Raw genomic sequence first — 17,594 nt, 5'->3', positions numbered from 1 at the left:
TTATTAGTATCTATTTTTTTGATTTTTTACTTTGCTTTTAATCTTGTATCAGGTGAAAGAGGTCTTTTTTCATTTATAAAAAAAAAGAACTTTTGTCCAACTTGAAAACTGAAGAATTATCCTTAGTTAATAAAATAAATGATTTAGATCATAAAAATACTTTACTAAGCACTAATTTAGATCTTGATTATGTTGAAACATTAATAAGAGAAAGATTTTTGTTTGGAAAAGAAGGCGAGACGATTTATATAATTAAAAACAATGAAAACTAGACATCCAGAAAAACAAAACAAACCAATTAATCCGATCAAGAAAAAACCAGATTGGATAAGATCTAAGCTTGTAAATAGTAAAGAGTTTTTCTTAACAAAAACAATTGTAAATAATAATAATTTAGTAACTGTTTGCCAGGAAGCTAATTGCCCAAACATTACCGAGTGTTGGAGTAAAAGACATGCAACATTTATGATAATGGGAGATACTTGTACTAGAGCATGTGCATTCTGTGATGTTAAAACTGGTTTACCTCGAAAACTAGATCAATTAGAGCCAATTAAAATTGCAGAAGCTGTTAAAAAATTAAATTTAAAACATGTTGTGATAACATCGGTTGATAGAGATGATCTAGATGATGGTGGTTCAGAACATTTTTTTGAAACAATAAATCAAACAAGAAAACAAAATCCAAATACTACAATTGAAGTATTAACACCTGATTTTTTGAGAAAAGGAGATTCTTATAAAAGAGTTTTAGATGCAAACCCAGATGTTTTTAATCATAATATCGAAACTGTACCCAGCCTTTATTTAAAAGTTAGACCTGGCTCAAGATACTTTTCATCTTTAGAACTTTTGAAAAATGCCAAACAAGTTAATAAAAATGTTTTTACCAAATCTGGAATTATGGTTGGACTAGGTGAAAGTAGAGATGAAATTTTGCAAGTTATGGATGACTTGAAAGCTGCAGATGTAGATTTTTTAACTATTGGTCAATATCTTCAGCCATCAACAAAACACCATCCGCTTGATAGATATTATACTCCAAAAGAATTTGATGATTTAGGAACAATAGCTAAAGCAAAAGGATTTTTACTAGTTTCTTCATCACCATTAACAAGATCTTCATATCATGCCGATGAAGATTTTGCTCAACTTCAACAAAATAGATTAAACAAACATTAATGCCCAAAGCATCAGTTAAGAGATTAATTGAATGTAAAAAAGATCAACTTGTTGATTTAGTTCTTGATATTGAAAAATATCCAGAGTTTGTTCCTTTTTGTTTGGACTCACATGTTTATGAAAGAATTAAAGAAGGTAATCAAATTTTAATTATTGCTGATCTTACCATTGGTAAAGGACCATTTAAAGATACATACAAAAGTGATGTAAAATTTGACAAAGAGAACAGTACTATAAATGTAACCAATATTGGCGGCCCATTAAATCACTTAGAAAATAATTGGAATTTTAATGAAACAAAAGGGGGCACCGAAATTTCTTTTGATATTGATTTTGAAATTGAGAATAAATTCTTAAATGTTTTGATGTCTAAGTCTTTCGAGTTTGGTTTGAATAAGATAGCAGATGCTTTTCAAAAAAGGGCCGAAGATCTTTACCAGCCAATTGAATAAATTTATGATTTAGATTTAAGAGTATACATTTTTGTAAAAAATCTTTAATTAAAAGAAATGGTTATAAAAAGTTTCAATATTTTATTTATATACATATTATTTATTACATTAACTTCATATTCTGTCGCCAATTCTAAACAATTAAGCAAAAGTCCTTTTATACCTGATGACATATTAAACAAATATGATGATTTGCCTAAAGATTATAAATCAAAAATATGTGGTTTTAACAATTATAAGCCTAAAAAAAATATTATTAACAAAGATCTTGCGCCCAAAATACTTGGCTACAATTCAAGAATGGATAACTGGAAGATAGTAGAAGGTGTTTACAGTAGAGATGTTTTTAAAGAATATGCAGATGCAATAACTTATGTCAGTGTTAAAGAGAATGATAAAGTTAAAGAATTTTTATTTGATAAACTTTATACTTGGGCAAAGAATAATGCACTATCAGCAACCAAGCAGTGTTACACAAACTCAAAAGATAAACCTATTTTAAAAGATTGTGAGGGAGAATGGAGCGACCCTAACGGCCAAGATATAGCGCCAATAAAAGATGCAACTGTTGCTGTAGAAATTGTTATGGGTCTTAATTATATTTATAACTTAAACTTTACATCTTATAAAACAGACGATCCCAGACATAAAAAGATTAATCAATGGTTTAAATCTTTTTACAAAAGGATAAAACCAGTATCAAAATTTTATATGGGAAATTCTGCTGGATGGTTTTTCCCTAACATTGCTCTCAAACACAATAATAATAAAAATTATAAATCATTAGTTAAAAAGCTTATTAAAGGTGCAGATAAATGGATTTTAAAAGATGGCAGCATTAAAGATAGGACAACACGTGGTAATAGGTCGTTATGGTATCATCATACTGGATTAGGTGAAGCTTTTATGATTTTGGAAATTGCCAATGCAGCAAATGTAAAACTTCCAAAAAATTATGAAAAAAATTTATTAAAAGCTGCTGAATTGTTCCAAGATGGTTTCATGGATAATTCAGTTTTAGAACCTTGGGCAAAAAAAGCACATAATTCACAAGCAAGTAACGGTGTTCAAAAATTTAATAAAAATTTAGATGGAGTGAGTTTTAATGGCCCTTGGTTTCATATTATCCAATATAGATATCCTGATCACAGAACGTCAAAATTCCTAAAATCTAAAATGACAACTAGAGCTAGATCTTTAAAAAGTGATGAGATTGCAGGAATTGGAATTGGCTGCATCTATAATGCTTTAGCAAATTTTAATTAATAGATTGTTTTAAGAATAGTTTTTATTACCTTTTTTACTGTTAAAGATTGGATTGAGTATCTTTTTTTTGTTTTAAAAAAATTTTCTTCAATAAGTAAGGTTTTATCATTTTTTATTCCAATATAAACCAAACCCACTGGTTTGTTTTTAGAAGCTCCACCAGGTCCTGCTATTCCAGTAATAGAAACGTTTATTTTACTTTTTGAAATTTTTGATAAATTCTGGACCATAGATTTACAGCATTCTTTACTTACAGCTCCATATTTTTTAATTATGTTTTTATTTACTTTTAAAATTTTAATTTTAGCTTGATTGGAGTAGGTGGTTAGCCCCATTTGAAAATATTTTGATGAGTTGGCTAATTTAGTTAAATTATGAGCCAATAACCCACCAGTACAAGACTCAGCCACAGATATAGTTAACTTTTTATTAATTAATTTTTTATGGAGAAGCTGAATACTCATTAGAATTTAAGACTTATTAGGTAAATTAATAACATTGAATACAATCCAGCCATTATATCATCCATGATTATTCCAAAGTAATTTTTAAAATTTTTATCAAAATAGCTAACTGGAAAAGGCTTTAAAATATCAAAAAACCTAAAGAATACGAATGACAAAATATAATATATTTCAATTTGCATACCTAGTTGACTGTTTTGGTTTAAATATAACAACAATATTAAAGGCATGGCTTGACCTAAAACTTCATCAATAACTATTTGTCTAGGATCTTTATTCTTAAACTCACTTTCTGCATCTTTAACTGCATAAAAAGAATAGAAAAATAAAAGAGTAAAAAAAATTATTGAAAATTTAAGATCTGTGTATCCAAGGTATTCATATGCAATATAAATAAATACAGTCGTAACTAACGATGTAACAGTTCCTGGTATCTTGGTTAAATAACCATAACCGAAGAAAGTTGATATTAGTACATTTATTTTCTTCATTCTGATATTGAGCAAATAACTTCACAAGCTATTGCTTTTTCCTTTCCAATTAATCCTAATTTTTCAACTGTTTTACCTTTTAAATTAATTAAATCTTTATCTAAATTTAATAGATTTGATAAAGAGCTTATTATTTTATTTCTATATTTGGAAACTTTAGGTTGCTCACATATCAAATTGATATCTAAATTATTAATATAGAATTTACTTCTATTTAAGATATCAACAATAGGTTTTAGCATTTTTGGAGATCTAATATCTTTAAATTTATTTTTATTATCTGGAAAAAAAGTTCCTATATCTTTTTTTCTCATCGCACCCAATAGTCCATCAATTATTGAATGTAAAATTACATCTCCATCTGAATGACCTTTTAAACCTGAATGAAAGGGGATTTTAACCCCACCTAAATAAAGTTTTTTATCTTTTATCAACCTATGAATATCAAATCCAATACCATAATAGGTTTTTGTATTAATAATATCTTCTTTAAAAGTAATCTTATTATTTAAAGTTTCACCCTTAATAAAATTAATTTTCAAATTATTATCGATAAATAGTGTTGCCTCATCTTGAATTATATTTTTTTGTTTTATAGATAAATCATAAATGTCTTTGAATTTAAATGCTTGAGGAGTTTGCGTTAAATAAGAATTTTTTCTATTAAGATTAAACAATTGATTTTTAACTTTATATTTAATTGAGTCTTTAGAAAAAATAACAGGAACAGATGCTTTATTCTTTTTTAGAGAATTAATTAATTTATTTAAAAGACCAATAGTAAAATTGGGTCTTGCTGCATCATGAATTAAAACATTATTAGGACTAAATTTTTTAATATATTTTAAGGCAATTAGAGAGGATTCTGATCTTTCTTTGCCACCTTTAATAATTTCAATATCTCTAGAATATTTTTTTTTGATTTGTTTTTTATCGCTAACAACTAAAATAATTTTTTTAAAAAGTTTTGATTTTATGGCTTTATCCAAAGAATGTTCAAAAAGAGCTTTATTTCTATAAGTAATATATTGCTTTGGTTTATTTGAATTAAATCTTTTGCTTTGTCCTGAGGCAAGTATTATAAAATAATTGTTCATCATTTATAGTGATTATTTTTTAAGAATGTACGATTTTATCAAAAAAAACATATATTTAATATTCCTATTTATTATCACATTATCTGTAGGTTTTTTAACTTTTTTAACTTTTATTGATAAAAGTCTCATAGAACTATCAAGTCAAAATTTACAATTTTTACTAATACTAAATTTCTTTTTGCTTGGACTTCTTTTTGTTTTTATTTTTTTAGAAATAAAAAAAACAATCAAAAATGACATTGATAAAGATGGTTTAAAATCAAACAAAAAATACATAACATATTTTGCACTTTTTACTTTTATACCCTCATTACTGATATCTATTTTTTCTTTATTTCTTTTTTCTTTTGCACTTGAAAAATATTTTGACAAAAAAGTAACAACAGTTGTCAATAATTCTTACGAACTAGCTAGAGATTATGTTGACGAAGTTAGAAATAAAATTCAATCAGAAATAGTTCTTATTGCTTTTGATGTAAACAAAAGTAAAAAATTTTTAAATGATAATGAAAAAGAATACAAAAGGTTTTTGCAAACACAAAAATTAATTCGTGGTGTTGATGAAATACATATAATAAATTTAGAAAAAAAATTATTATTTTCAACAATCGAAGATAATGATCCTTATATAGCACCTGTTGATAAAGCTTTAAATCTAGTTTTGGATGATGATCGTCCTTTAAAAATTATAAATGCATTTGAAAACAGATCATCAGCAATTATGCGATTACAAAATTTTAATGATAGATTTATTTATGTTGTTAAATATCTTGACAAAGATATTTCCAAATATTTAACAGAGACAGAAGAGGCTATTAACTTTTATTATACAGTTGAAGAAAAAAGTACAGGTATAAAAGTTTCGTTTGCAATAATTTATATTATTGTTGTTTCACTTTTATTGTTTGTATCTATATCTATAGCTATTAGATTTTCTTCAAGGTTTTTTAGGTCAATTAATAATTTAATTTTAGCCTCAACTTCAATTGGAAAGGGAAATTTAGATATCAAAGTTCCTGAAGTAAAAACTGACAAAGATTTAGAAACATTAAATAAAAATTTTAATAAAATGATTGAAAGATTAAAAGATCAACAAAATAAATTGGTTATAAATGAAAGACATGAAGCTTGGGGTAGTTTAGCTAGAAAGCTAGCACATGAAATTAAAAATCCATTAACACCAATTCAATTAACTATTGATAGATTAAAAAGCAAATATTCTTCAGAGTTAACTGAAAAAAATACGAATGATTTTAAAGAAAATCTTAAGATTATTAACAATCAAATTAAACAAATTGAAAAATTAGTGAATGAATTTTCTGATTTCGCTAGAATGCCTAAACCCATATTTCAAAATAATGATTTAATTATCTTAATGGAGGATAATATTAAATTGCTCCAAGAATTAGACAATTTAATAAAGATTAATTTTGATCATAATATAAAAAGTATAATTTTTAATAGTGATAAAGAGCAATTAAGTAGAGTTTTTTTTAACTTAATTAAGAATTCGATTGAAAGTATTCAGCAAAAAACAGAAAATATGGGTAATTTTAATAAAAACATCTCTATTGAATTAAATGATTTTGATGATCATATTACTCTAATAATTGAAGATAATGGAATTGGTTTTAAAAGTTTGAATAAAGACATTAAAGAAATTTTAAATCCATATTTTACAACCAAAAAACAAGGAACAGGACTTGGTCTATCTATTGTAAATAAAATAATTAATGATCATAACGGTAACATTGAATTTAAATCAAAAGATGATGGAGCCACAATAAAAATTACTTTTATAAAATGAGCGCTGAAATTTTAATAGTTGATGATAATGCTGATATTAGAAATATTATTAATGAGCTAATAATAGATGCTGGATATAAAACAAGAATTGCAGCTAATTACAATCAAGCTTTAGCAGAAATAGATAAAAAATTACCTGATGTTGCTATACTTGATGTAAAATTAGATAAAGGCGATAATGATGGTATCGAACTTTTATCTCACATTAAAACTAAAAATAAGGATGTTCCTGTCATCATAATTTCTGGTCATGCTAATATTGAGATGGCTATAAAATCTTTACATCATGGAGCCTTCGAATTTATTGAAAAACCATTTGATCAAGAGAGATTACTAAATTTTGTAGGTCGTGCAGTTGAAAATTTCAATCTAAAAAAACAGAATAAAGAATATGAAAGTAAATTATTTTCATCATATGATTTAATTGGTGACAGTAAGAACACAACAAATATAATTGATCAAATAAAAAAAATTTCATTAACAGAAAGCAGAATTTTTATACAGGGGCCATCTGGCTCAGGTAAAGAACTAGTTGCAAGAAAGATTCATAAAAATTCTTTAAGAGGTAAAAATCCATTCATTGTTTTAAATGGTGCATTATTAGACTCAAATAAATATGAACTTGAATTGTTTGGAGAAGAAAAGGAAAATGGATCAATATCATATGGTTCACTAGAAAAAGCAAACAAGGGAACTTTACTTATTGATCAAATTTCAGAAATACCATTAGATATTCAGTCAAAAATTTTAAGAGTATTAATTGATCAAAAATTTAAAAGAGTTAATGGAAATAGTGATGTAAGTGTAGATGTTAGATTAATTTGTTCTTCAAGCAAAGATTTAAAAAAAGAAATTCAAATAGGAAACTTTAGAGAAGATTTATTTCATAGGATAAATGTATTTGAAATTAATATTGAACCATTAAGCCAAAGAATTTCAGATATTCCTTTATTAATTAAATATTTTTCAAAAAAAATATCAGAAAATTATAATATTAAAGAATTAGAAATTGATGAGAATAATAGCTATATTTTAAATCACAATTGGAAAGGTAATGTTAGAGAATTAAGAAATTTAATTGAAAGAATTGCAATCTTACAACCAGATACAAATGAAAAGATTTCAAATATAATTAAAGAGTCACTAAAAATTGATAATTTTGATGATCAAATTGCAGAAAATAGCCTATCTGTGCCATTAAAAGAGGCTAGAGAAAAGTTTGAAAAAGAGTATTTAACTATCCAACTTAAAAAATTTAATGGCAATATTTCAAAAACAGCAAATTTTGTTGGAATGGAAAGAAGTGCCTTACATAGAAAATTAAAAGGTTTAGGAATTAAAGAATTTAATTAAAATGAATATAATTATCTGTGGAGCGGGTAGAGTAGGTTTTACTATAGCCAAACAGCTTAGTGAACAAGGTCATTCCATTACTGTTATTGATCAATCTAGTGAAGATATACAAAAGATAGATGATTCTTTGGATGTTAAAGCTATAGTTGGAAAAGCTACATATCCAACTATTTTAGAGAAAGCAAACGCTTCAGAAGCTGATATGATCATAGCTGTAACTCGTAATGATGAAATCAACATGGTTATTTGCCAAATAGCTTTTTCTATCTTCGATATTCCAAAAAAAATCGCAAGAATTAGATCACAAGATTATCTAAATCCAAAATTTACAACTGTTTATAATAAAGAGAATTTACCAATCGATGTAATTATTTCACCTGAATTAGAAATAGCAAAATCAATTCAAAGAAAATTGGAAGCACCTGGCGCTTTAGATAGTGTACCTTTTGCCGATAATAGAATTAGATTATTAGAAATTTTGATAAATGATAATTGTAATCTAATTAATATTAAACTTAAAGAACTAACAAAAAAACATCCAAATCTTGATGCAAATATAATTGGTATAATTAGAGGGGATAAATTTTTAATTCCTAAAAAAAATGATGATATTCAAAAAGATGACAAAATTTATGTTATTATTAATTCTACTCAAATGTCCCAAACTCTTGAAGCCTTTGGACACAATGAAAAGGTATCAAAAAAGATATTAATTGTAGGAGGTGGAAATATTGGATTTAATCTTGCAAAAAATCTTGAAGAAAGCTTAGATTCGGCAAGAGTAAAAATTGTTGAAAAAGATAAAGATCGATCAGAATTCTTAGCAAACGAACTAAATAATACTATTATTATAAATGGTGATGGTCTTGATGAGGAAGTTTTAATTGAAGCAAATTTAGAAGAAGTAGAAACAGTGCTTGCTCTTACTAACGATGATGAGGATAATTTAATGGTTAGTGTTCTTGTTGAAAAATTTGCAAAAGATGAGAAGAAAATTGATGATAAGAGGACAATGGCCCTAATAAACAAACCAAATTATTCATTATTACAAAACTCTTTGAAAATAGATGACTTAATTGATCCTAGGATGAATACAGTATCAAGTATTTTGAAACATATCCACAAGGGTACAATCGAAACAGCCTACACTATTCTGAATGGTGAATATGAAGTAATTGAAGCTGAAATTATTGAAACTTCAGAATTAATTAACAAAGAATTGAAAAATTCAAACTTACCTGAAGAGATAAGAATAGGCGCTGTTTTGCGTGACGATAAAGTGGTCATTCCCCGATCAAACTTTATATTTAAAAAAGATGATAGGGTTGTTTTTTTGGCTAAAAAAGACTCAATTTCAGTAGTAGAAAATATATTTAGAATAAGTTCTATATAATTAAAAATGTCTCTATTTAGAGTAAAATATTTAAGTTTTTTTTTGATTTTGGTGTCAGTCTTTTCTTTTTTAAATATTATCTATTCTTATTATTTCAATTTATATTTAAATCTTAATACATATTATTTTAGTTTATTTTCTTCATTAATTATTGGACTATTATTCTATAACCTTAAAGAGATTAATACAAAACCATCAATATTTGAAAAGATCTTAACGGTCTTTTTAGGCTATATATTATTGCCGATTATATTGTCACTTCCTTTTTACTTTAGTATTTATAACTTGACTTTTTTAAACTCAATATTTGAGTTTGTTTCTGGATTTACTTCTACAGGTTTTACAATTTTTGATAATATAAAACACATTGATCAAGGTTTAATTTTATGGAGATCCTCTATTCAATGGATTGGAGGTTTATATTTTCTTTTTTCAATTATCTTTTTAATAGATATTTACGATGATAGTTTAAAAAAATCACTCACAAACTTCTTATCCTTTAATAGTACTGAGGTATTAAAACAAACAATAAAAATTTTTGTTTTATATTTAAGTATAACTCTATCTATTTTTTTAATCTTAAATTTCTTTGATATTAGATCTTTTAATTCTCTTAATTTATCAATGACTATAATTTCATCAGGTGGTTTTTTACCATCTAACAATCTTTCATCAATTTTAATCAACCAATCTCAAATAGTTATTTTTTCTTTATTAATGTTAGTTTCTTTTTTTAGTATTTTCTTTATTTATAATTTGATTTTTTTAAGAGATAAAAATCTTAATTTTTTTTATGAAGATATTCATTTGTTTTTATATTTTTTGTTTACCGTTACAATTTTTTTTATTTTCTTTAGTTTTGATAGTGATTTTACCTATAGTTTTTTATCACTTGTTAGCAGTATATCTAATATTGGTATCTCACTGGAATATGATCACTCGAAATTGAGTTTTATTTATTTAATTTTAGTAATAATTGGTGGATCTTTTTTTTCTACAAGTTCTGGTTTAAGGTTTTTAAGAATGTATTCTTTAACTAAATATTCGCTAAATCAGATTTTATCTTTTAGTAAACCTAAAAATGTTTTTATGAATAAATTAATGTTTTCTAAAATAAATTTTGAAGTCAAAGAAATTAATAAATATTTCTTAACTATAATAATCTTTATTATTTCATTATTTATTTTGACATCATTATTAAGTCTAAGTGGTATTAATTTTGAAAGTTCATTTAAATTAGCAATTTTGACTTTAATGAATACAGTTAATTCCTCTTCATATGGTTTGAATAATTTAGATTTCATTAATTTAAACTATTTAACCAAACAAACTCTTATTTTTTTTATGATTATAGGAAGAGTTGAGCTTTTATCATTACTCTTATTAACTAAAAAATTTCTTTTTAAATATTAATTAAGTATTATATATGTATTTGAAATAATTATTGCGCCCTTAGCTCAGCTGGATAGAGCATCGGTTTTCTAAACCGAGGGTCGCACGTTCGAGTCGTGCAGGGCGCACCAGTAACAATATATATCTCTTTTAATTTTATCCACACAACATATAGTAAAACCTATTCTAAATTTATCAATTTGCTTTGATCAATTTTAGATAATGATAAAAGATTCAACTAATTCAATTTATTATTGAATTATTTGTTAACAAATAAAAATAACTAAAAGGAAGAATTATGTTTAAACATACTAAAAAATTGTTTGCCGTTCTTGCTGCTTTATCATTGTTATTCGTATATGCATGCGAACCAGGTGGTGGAAAGCAATCAAAAGGTAAATCAAAAACTCTTAAACAAACTCAAAGTAAAGGTTTTGTAAGATGTGGAGTATCTCAAGGTCTTCCAGGGTTTTCTAATGCAGACGCAGCGGGAAATTGGACTGGTGTAGATGTTGATGTGTGTAGAGCGGTAGCTGCTGCAGTATTAGGTGATGCAAACAAAGTTAAGTTTACACCATTAAGTGCTAAAGAAAGATTTACAGCTTTAACTTCTGGTGAGATAGATATCTTGTCAAGAAACACAACTTGGACACTTTCTAGAGATGCTGACATTGGATTAACTTTTGTTGGTGTAAACTTTTATGATGGTCAAGGTTTCATGGTTAGAAAAGATTCTGGAATTACTTCAGTAAATGATTTCAGAGATGGTATTTCTGCATGTACAAACATTGGTACTACAACTGAGCTTAATATGAGAGACTTCTTTAATTCAAAAGGAATTTCTTATACTCCAGTAGCTTTCGAAAAAGCTGATGAAGTTGTTGCCGCTTATGATTCTGGAAGATGTGATACATACACAACTGACAAATCAGGTTTAGCTGCACAAAGAACTAAAATGACTAGCCCTGATGATCACATGGTTTTACCTGAAACTATTTCAAAAGAACCATTAGGACCTGTTGTAAGACAAGGTGATGCTGTATGGGAAGATATAGTTAGATGGTCATTAAACGTTATGATCGAAGCTGAAGAATACGGTGTTAATTCTTCAAATGCTGACTCTATGAAAACTTCAGATAATCCAGCAGTAAAAAGACTTGTTGGTGCTGAAGGTGAATTAGGTGCTGCTTTTGGTTTAGATAACGAGTGGAGCTTAAGAATTATTAAGCAAGTTGGAAACTACGGTGAAAGTTATGACAGAAATATAGCTGACACTGGTATTTTGCCTGATAGAGGTCCTAATCAATTATGGACTAAAGGTGGAATTCTTTACGTACCACCTGCAAGATAATTAAAAGTAATAAATTGATAAAAAGGGCTAGATTTATCTAGCCCTTTTTTTATAGTATCTGATCAAATGAAATTTAAAAAAATCTTACCTCAATTTTTAACTCTATTATCTATAGTTTTAATCTTCGGTTTCTTTACAATGAATGCCCAAGAGAACATGGACACTCGAGGCATCGAGTTTGGTTTTGGTTTTCTATCACAAGAAGCTTCATTTGACATTCAATTTTCGTTAATTGATTATGATGGCTCCATGTCATATGGACGTGCTTATCTAGTTGGACTTTTAAATACATTATTAGTTTCATTCATTGGTATTATTTTAAGTACTTTATTAGGTGCTGTGATTGGTGTTGCTAGATTATCACCTAACTATCTAATTAATAAAACAGCTAGTTTTTATGTAGAATTTTTTAGAAACATACCTTTGTTGTTACAGATCTTTTTTTGGTATTTTGCAGCGTTAAGAGCACTACCAATGCCAGAGGATGCCCCATTAATTTTTGGATCTTCTTTTATGACTATTAAGGGATTATATACACCAGCACCAATTTGGAACAATTTTGATGTATTTATGATTGCCTTGATTGTTGCAATGTTTGTTATTTACTTTTTTAATAAATTTGCAAAAAGAAAACAAGAAGAAGAGGGAAAACAATATCCTAAATTTTTAATTTCACTCGGAATTTTTGTTATACTGCCAGCATTAACTTTTATAATCGGTGGTGTTGATCTTTCTTGGAGTTTTCCAGAATTGAAAAAATTAGCTAAAACTTCTTTCACATATGAAGGCGGCATGGGAATACCACCTGAACTTATAGCACTTACATTGGCATTAACTTTATATACAGCAACTTTTATTGCTGAAAATGTAAGAGCTGGAATTCAAGGTATAGGGAAAGGTCAAAAAGAAGCAGCTGCATCAATTGGTTTAACACCTAGCCAAGTTTTAAAATTAGTAATTTTACCTCAGGCATTAAGAATTATTATTCCACCTACTACAAATCAATATTTAAACTTAACAAAAAATTCATCTTTAGCAGCAGCAATTGCTTATCCAGATTTAGTATTAGTTTTTGCAGGTACAGCTATGATGCAAACAGGTAGAGCTATTGAAATTGTAGGAATTACAATGGCTACTTATTTAACAATCAGTTTAGTAATTTCACTATTTATGAACTGGTATAATAAAAGAATTGCGATACAGGAAAAATAGCAATGAGTAATATAAATTTTTTAAAACCCAATAGAAAAAACTTAAATTTATTTTTAATTTTAGGTTCTTTATTTTTTGCACTAGGGTTAATTGATTTTTGTCTAAATAATTTTTATGAGACTAATATTACTGGATTTTTACCTGCTTTTGTCAGTTTTTTTACTCCTCTAATTTTTGGAATGATTGGATTACATTTAATAAGAATAGAATTTTCTGGAATTAAAATCCTAGACGAGCTTAACAAAAATATTAACACTAGTAATTTTAATGCAGCTTTGAGTATAAGTATAATCATATTAATAATTTTTGGTGTTGCACCATTGCTTAATTGGTTTGTCCTAGATGCAACATTTGTTGGTGAAAATAAAGAAGCTTGTACAGGAGGTGGTGCATGTTGGGTTTATATTAAAACTTGGTTTAATAGATTTATGTATGGAATGTATCCTAATGCTGAACAATGGAGAGTTAATGCAACATTTATTATTGTTTTAGGGTTAATGGGAGCTGGATATTTTTTTCCATTAAAATTTAAAAAATATTTAACTTTTTATTATGTTATCTTTCTACCAATAATTTCATTTCTTTTAATTTACTATTTAATTTCAGGTGGTGAATTTGGTCTAGAATGGGTAGAAACTGGTGCTTGGGGCGGTTTATCCTTAACTTTTATTGTTTCTTTCTTTTCATTAATTTTTTGTTTTCCAATAGGGATGATGTTGGCGCTTGGAAGAAGATCTGATTTAACAGTAGTTAAATACTCTTCACTTTCATTTATTGAGTTTTGGAGAGGTGTACCTTTAATTACAGTATTATTTATGTCAGCGGTAATGTTTCCTATGTTTTTGCCTGATGGAACATATGTCGATAAATTAATTAGAGTTATTGTTGCTATTACTTTATTTGAAGCCGCTTATACAGCTGAGGTTATTAGAGGTGGTCTACAAGCACTACCTAGAGGACAGTATGATGCAGCAAAATCTTTAGGTATGGGGTACTGGAGACTTCATTTATTAGTAATTTTACCACAAGCTCTTAAACTAGTAATACCTGGTATTGCTAATACTTTTTTAGCTTTAGTAAAAGATACTCCATTAATTTTTGTAGTAGGGTTATTGGAGTTAGTTGGAATGTTAAATTTAGCAAAAACAAATCCTAAATGGCTTGGGTTTTCGATGGAAGGTTATGTATTTGCTGGAATTATATTCTGGATTATTTGCTACAGTATGAGTAAATATAGTCAAAAATTAGAATTAAAATTTAAAACAGATAGATAAATAACTATGTCAGATTCAATTATACAGATTAAAGAAGTAAACAAATGGTATGGGGACTTTCAAGTTCTTAAAGATATTAATCTTGAAGTTAAAGCTAAAGAAAAAATTGTTGTTTGCGGACCATCTGGATCTGGTAAATCTACACTAATTAGATGTATTAATAGATTAGAAGAGCATCAAAAAGGAAACATTATAGTTGATGGAACTGAGATTTCTGAAGATACAAAAAATATAGAACAAGTCAGAGCAGAAGTTGGAATGGTTTTTCAACAATTTAATTTATTTCCGCATTTATCAATTTTGGACAATTGCACATTAGCTCCTATTTGGGTTAAAAAAATGCCTAAAAAAGAGGCAGAAGAATTGGCTTTAAAACATTTGGAAAGAGTTCAAATTTTAGATCAAGCTCAAAAATTCCCAGGACAACTCTCTGGTGGACAACAACAGAGGGTAGCTATTGCTAGAGCACTATGCATGGAACCCAAAATAATGTTATTTGATGAACCAACATCCGCATTAGATCCAGAAATGATTAAAGAAGTACTAGATGTAATGGTTGATTTAGCTAAACAAGGAATGACCATGATTGTTGTTACTCATGAAATGGGATTTGCTAAAGAAGTTGCTGATTGCATGATATTTATGGATGAAGGTAAGATAGTAGAGAAGGCCGACACAAAAGAATTTTTTGCTAATCCGAAAAGCGATAGAACAAAGCTATTTTTAAGCCAAATTTTATAACTTTTAACTCTTTTACTATCAAAAATTTAGATAACTTTTTGATATTTTTATCTTAAAAAAAATAGTTTTTTTAAAATCTTAAGCTTGACATGTTTTATGTCACTCATCTTTTGATAAGAAAATAAATAAATTTATCTATTGCATGAACCTCAATAAGTTTGTTCAATATGATTTTAAAATTTAATTAAGAGGGGTCTTAATGGAAGATAATTTCAACAAACACTTAGGTAATAAACTTAAGCTGAGAAGATTAGCTTTAGGATTAACACAAACTAAAGTTGCTAAAGCAATTAATGTTACATTTCAACAAATTCAAAAATATGAAAAAGGAACTAATGGAGTAAGCTCTATTAGATTACTTCAACTATCTAACTATTTAAAAGTTCCAATTAATTATTTTTTTGAAGATTTCTCTGAATATCTAATTAACTTAGAAAAATCTCAAGAAGGTCATATGAATGTTAATTATAATTTTTTAACAAAATTGTATTCAGAACTTAGTGCTGACCAAAAATTAAAATTTAACAAATCTTTACAAATATCAGGAACCGTTATTTCTAAAGCAGTTTAATTTTTGATTAAATTTAAGACCCTTTATCAAATTTTTAAGTCTCATTTCAAATAAGTAATATCAATAATATATCTGATAATGAAAAATTTAATAAAAATTATTTTCTTTACCCTATTATTAAGTGGAAATGCTTTTGCAAAAGTTAAATCAAAGGATATTACTTTTCCAGGTAAATATTACACTAAAGAAATTAAGACTTGCTCAGCAATTCCTAAGGATAAATCTTTTAGCAATAAATCAACCATTGATACTGTTAGAAGTGTAGTTGGTTTTGATTGGTCAGCTTACCATACAAAATATAGTAATTCTATTTTGGTAGAACATGCAGCAATCACGACACCTATAAAAGTTATGATCGCAGGAACTCACACTGCTATTGGTGATAAAAATCAAACTAACATTAACATAGCTAAAGATTTATTATTAGAAATAGCTAAGGCAAGTACTTTATATAACAGCATAAGCTATAAAGAATTAAAAAAAAAGGGAAGATGTTGGAAAGATAATAACCCTAAAGCTCCTTGCTGGTACCATGAATATGAATTTGCAGGCCAATGGTTTGGTAATTATATGATTAGTGCAGTAATGCTTAAATCTGAATTGAATAAAGAGGAGTTTAAGATTGTGAATAGTTACATTAAAAAAATGTACAAAAAGTTCTTAAAGCCAATTCAATTTAAAAAAAATGACAAAGGGTTTTATGCAATGGCTAACGGAGGATTATCAACATTGGTTTATGCTTCATGGACAGAAGATAAAAAACTTGCTGCCAAAGAAATTAATCACACATTTAAACAAATAGACAAACTATTTTATGATGATGGATACATAAATGATAACTCTTTCAGAGGCCTAAGAGGCCAATGGTACCATTCATATGGAGTCGATATTGCTCTAGGATACATTTATATAGCTGAATTATGGGGAGCTAATGTTCCAAAAAATATACAAGATAAAATATTTAATTCAGTCAAAATAGTCAATTTAGCAATTACAGATCCAGAAAAGTTTTTAGAAAGAAAAAACCCAAATGGTCTAGCAAGAAATAGAATTACAGATCCAAAAAAGGCAACACCTCACACACATCAAATGGCTATAGCTATAGATACATTAATGGAGATAGTAACAGGTATAAAATTAGAAAATGATCCAATATATCTACGAAAAAGAAAAATGCACACACCTGATGGAATAGATGATTTAATTGGTTTCAATCCTAATTGTATAATTAGATAAATTTTAAAATAATAAATTAGAAAATACTGATTTTGGCTCCTCGGGTAGGACTCGAACCTACGACCAATTGATTAACAGTCAACTGCTCTACCAACTGAGCTACCGAGGAATGTAAAAAACTCAACTTACTTTTTTTTATAGTTAAAACAAGATTTTTTTTGGAGGCAACGCCCGGAATCGAACCGGGATACAAGGATTTGCAATCCTCTGCGTAACCATTCCGCCACGTTGCCATCTTGTTTTGACTAATAGCTTCAGATGCCTTTTTATATTAAATATTTCTCATTAGTCTATTAAATAACGATCTAAATTG

Annotated in this window: 17 protein-coding genes and 3 tRNA genes; 15 read left to right on the top strand and 5 right to left on the bottom strand. The window is 27.2% G+C overall.

The annotated features are described in order from the left end of the window. Window positions 1-101: 101 nt before the first annotated feature. From ACIJYH_RS03640 to ACIJYH_RS03625, 4 genes are read left to right on the top strand one after another with little or no spacing between them, the layout of a single operon-like run. Window positions 102-272, top strand: coding sequence for an FtsB family cell division protein (locus ACIJYH_RS03640; RefSeq protein WP_435164190.1), 171 nt, complete (start codon window positions 102-104; stop codon window positions 270-272). Beyond that, window positions 262-1,182, top strand: coding sequence for a lipoyl synthase (gene lipA / locus ACIJYH_RS03635; protein WP_435098744.1), 921 nt, complete (start codon window positions 262-264; stop codon window positions 1,180-1,182). The genes ACIJYH_RS03640 and lipA overlap by 11 nt, the downstream gene beginning before the upstream one ends. Next, window positions 1,182-1,634: a type II toxin-antitoxin system RatA family toxin gene (locus ACIJYH_RS03630; protein WP_435164187.1), complete on the top strand. Its 453-nt coding sequence runs from the start codon at window positions 1,182-1,184 to the stop codon at window positions 1,632-1,634. The genes lipA and ACIJYH_RS03630 overlap by 1 nt, the downstream gene beginning before the upstream one ends. Before the next feature lie 57 nt (window positions 1,635-1,691). Beyond that, window positions 1,692-2,900, top strand: a complete 1,209-nt coding sequence (locus tag ACIJYH_RS03625) for an alginate lyase family protein (RefSeq protein WP_435164184.1) — start codon at window positions 1,692-1,694, stop codon at window positions 2,898-2,900. Here the strand turns inward: ACIJYH_RS03625 and ACIJYH_RS03620 are convergent. From ACIJYH_RS03620 to ispF, 3 genes are read right to left on the bottom strand one after another with little or no spacing between them, the layout of a single operon-like run. Next, the gene (locus tag ACIJYH_RS03620) at window positions 2,897-3,364 is read right to left on the bottom strand and encodes a CinA family protein (protein WP_435164181.1); all 468 of its coding nucleotides are present in this window, start codon (window positions 3,362-3,364) and stop codon (window positions 2,897-2,899) included. The genes ACIJYH_RS03625 and ACIJYH_RS03620 overlap by 4 nt on opposite strands. Further along, complete coding sequence (locus ACIJYH_RS03615) at window positions 3,364-3,855, bottom strand: phosphatidylglycerophosphatase A family protein (protein ID WP_435164178.1); 492 nt, start codon at window positions 3,853-3,855, stop codon at window positions 3,364-3,366. Before ACIJYH_RS03615 ends, ACIJYH_RS03620 begins: the two co-directional genes overlap by 1 nt. Next, window positions 3,852-4,955, bottom strand: a complete 1,104-nt coding sequence (gene ispF / locus ACIJYH_RS03610; RefSeq protein WP_435164175.1) for a 2-C-methyl-D-erythritol 2,4-cyclodiphosphate synthase — start codon at window positions 4,953-4,955, stop codon at window positions 3,852-3,854. The genes ACIJYH_RS03615 and ispF overlap by 4 nt, the downstream gene beginning before the upstream one ends. A 22-nt stretch (window positions 4,956-4,977) precedes the next feature. On the opposite strand from ispF, the gene ACIJYH_RS03605 reads away from it, so the two are divergent. The 11 genes from ACIJYH_RS03605 to ACIJYH_RS03555 all read left to right on the top strand — a co-directional run bounded on the left by ACIJYH_RS03605 (window position 4,978) and on the right by ACIJYH_RS03555 (window position 17,281). Further along, a complete protein-coding gene (locus ACIJYH_RS03605) occupies window positions 4,978-6,759 on the top strand; it encodes an ATP-binding protein (protein ID WP_435164172.1) in 1,782 nt (593 codons plus the stop codon). After that, window positions 6,756-8,111, top strand: coding sequence for a sigma-54-dependent transcriptional regulator (locus tag ACIJYH_RS03600; protein ID WP_435164169.1), 1,356 nt, complete (start codon window positions 6,756-6,758; stop codon window positions 8,109-8,111). The genes ACIJYH_RS03605 and ACIJYH_RS03600 overlap by 4 nt, the downstream gene beginning before the upstream one ends. Before the next feature lies 1 nt (window position 8,112). Beyond that, window positions 8,113-9,504, top strand: a complete 1,392-nt coding sequence (gene trkA, locus ACIJYH_RS03595) for a Trk system potassium transporter TrkA (protein WP_435164166.1) — start codon at window positions 8,113-8,115, stop codon at window positions 9,502-9,504. A gap of 285 nt (window positions 9,505-9,789) precedes the next feature. Then, window positions 9,790-10,917: a potassium transporter TrkG gene (locus tag ACIJYH_RS03590; protein WP_435164163.1), complete on the top strand. Its 1,128-nt coding sequence runs from the start codon at window positions 9,790-9,792 to the stop codon at window positions 10,915-10,917. Window positions 10,918-10,950: 33 nt separating this feature from the next. After that, window positions 10,951-11,027 (top strand) — tRNA-Arg (locus ACIJYH_RS03585). A gap of 167 nt (window positions 11,028-11,194) precedes the next feature. Continuing rightward, a complete protein-coding gene (locus ACIJYH_RS03580) occupies window positions 11,195-12,247 on the top strand; it encodes an amino acid ABC transporter substrate-binding protein (protein ID WP_435164160.1) in 1,053 nt (350 codons plus the stop codon). A 66-nt stretch (window positions 12,248-12,313) separates the two neighbouring features. Next, complete coding sequence (locus ACIJYH_RS03575) at window positions 12,314-13,459, top strand: amino acid ABC transporter permease (RefSeq protein WP_435164157.1); 1,146 nt, start codon at window positions 12,314-12,316, stop codon at window positions 13,457-13,459. 2 nt (window positions 13,460-13,461) lie between these two features. Continuing rightward, window positions 13,462-14,733, top strand: a complete 1,272-nt coding sequence (locus tag ACIJYH_RS03570) for an amino acid ABC transporter permease (RefSeq protein ID WP_435164154.1) — start codon at window positions 13,462-13,464, stop codon at window positions 14,731-14,733. A gap of 6 nt (window positions 14,734-14,739) precedes the next feature. Then, on the top strand, window positions 14,740-15,474 hold the full coding sequence (locus tag ACIJYH_RS03565) for an amino acid ABC transporter ATP-binding protein (RefSeq protein WP_435089202.1): 735 nt from the start codon (window positions 14,740-14,742) through the stop codon (window positions 15,472-15,474). A 199-nt stretch (window positions 15,475-15,673) separates the two neighbouring features. Beyond that, window positions 15,674-16,045, top strand: a complete 372-nt coding sequence (locus ACIJYH_RS03560) for a helix-turn-helix domain-containing protein (RefSeq protein ID WP_435089201.1) — start codon at window positions 15,674-15,676, stop codon at window positions 16,043-16,045. Between the two features lie 78 nt (window positions 16,046-16,123). Continuing rightward, window positions 16,124-17,281: a peptidoglycan-binding protein gene (locus ACIJYH_RS03555; protein ID WP_435164151.1), complete on the top strand. Its 1,158-nt coding sequence runs from the start codon at window positions 16,124-16,126 to the stop codon at window positions 17,279-17,281. A 33-nt stretch (window positions 17,282-17,314) separates the two neighbouring features. Here ACIJYH_RS03555 and ACIJYH_RS03550 read toward each other — a convergent pair. Together ACIJYH_RS03550 and ACIJYH_RS03545 are read right to left on the bottom strand one after the other, a co-directional pair. Further along, window positions 17,315-17,390: transfer RNA gene (locus ACIJYH_RS03550), tRNA-Asn, on the bottom strand. A 50-nt stretch (window positions 17,391-17,440) separates the two neighbouring features. Beyond that, a tRNA-Cys gene (locus ACIJYH_RS03545) sits at window positions 17,441-17,514 on the bottom strand. Window positions 17,515-17,594: the final 80 nt, after the last annotated feature.

The organism is Candidatus Pelagibacter bacterium nBUS_25, from assembly GCF_051200975.1.
Taxonomy (GTDB): Bacteria; Pseudomonadota; Alphaproteobacteria; order Pelagibacterales; family Pelagibacteraceae; genus Pelagibacter.
This window is presented reverse-complemented; position numbering and strand designations above follow the sequence as displayed.

What these genes read in the sequence shown, in the direction of transcription:
- lipA (WP_435098744.1), top strand. Translation starts at nt 262, where the DNA reads ATGAAAACTAGACATCCAGAAAAACAAAACAAACCAATTAATCCGATC.
- ACIJYH_RS03630 (WP_435164187.1), top strand. Translation starts at nt 1,182, where the DNA reads ATGCCCAAAGCATCAGTTAAGAGATTAATTGAATGTAAAAAAGATCAA.
- ACIJYH_RS03625 (WP_435164184.1), top strand. Translation starts at nt 1,692, where the DNA reads ATGGTTATAAAAAGTTTCAATATTTTATTTATATACATATTATTTATT.
- ACIJYH_RS03620 (WP_435164181.1), bottom strand. Translation starts at nt 3,364, where the DNA reads ATGAGTATTCAGCTTCTCCATAAAAAATTAATTAATAAAAAGTTAACT.
- ACIJYH_RS03615 (WP_435164178.1), bottom strand. Translation starts at nt 3,855, where the DNA reads ATGAAGAAAATAAATGTACTAATATCAACTTTCTTCGGTTATGGTTAT.
- ispF (WP_435164175.1), bottom strand. Translation starts at nt 4,955, where the DNA reads ATGATGAACAATTATTTTATAATACTTGCCTCAGGACAAAGCAAAAGA.
- ACIJYH_RS03605 (WP_435164172.1), top strand. Translation starts at nt 4,978, where the DNA reads ATGTACGATTTTATCAAAAAAAACATATATTTAATATTCCTATTTATT.
- ACIJYH_RS03600 (WP_435164169.1), top strand. Translation starts at nt 6,756, where the DNA reads ATGAGCGCTGAAATTTTAATAGTTGATGATAATGCTGATATTAGAAAT.
- trkA (WP_435164166.1), top strand. Translation starts at nt 8,113, where the DNA reads ATGAATATAATTATCTGTGGAGCGGGTAGAGTAGGTTTTACTATAGCC.
- ACIJYH_RS03580 (WP_435164160.1), top strand. Translation starts at nt 11,195, where the DNA reads ATGTTTAAACATACTAAAAAATTGTTTGCCGTTCTTGCTGCTTTATCA.
- ACIJYH_RS03575 (WP_435164157.1), top strand. Translation starts at nt 12,314, where the DNA reads ATGAAATTTAAAAAAATCTTACCTCAATTTTTAACTCTATTATCTATA.
- ACIJYH_RS03570 (WP_435164154.1), top strand. Translation starts at nt 13,462, where the DNA reads ATGAGTAATATAAATTTTTTAAAACCCAATAGAAAAAACTTAAATTTA.
- ACIJYH_RS03565 (WP_435089202.1), top strand. Translation starts at nt 14,740, where the DNA reads ATGTCAGATTCAATTATACAGATTAAAGAAGTAAACAAATGGTATGGG.
- ACIJYH_RS03560 (WP_435089201.1), top strand. Translation starts at nt 15,674, where the DNA reads ATGGAAGATAATTTCAACAAACACTTAGGTAATAAACTTAAGCTGAGA.
- ACIJYH_RS03555 (WP_435164151.1), top strand. Translation starts at nt 16,124, where the DNA reads ATGAAAAATTTAATAAAAATTATTTTCTTTACCCTATTATTAAGTGGA.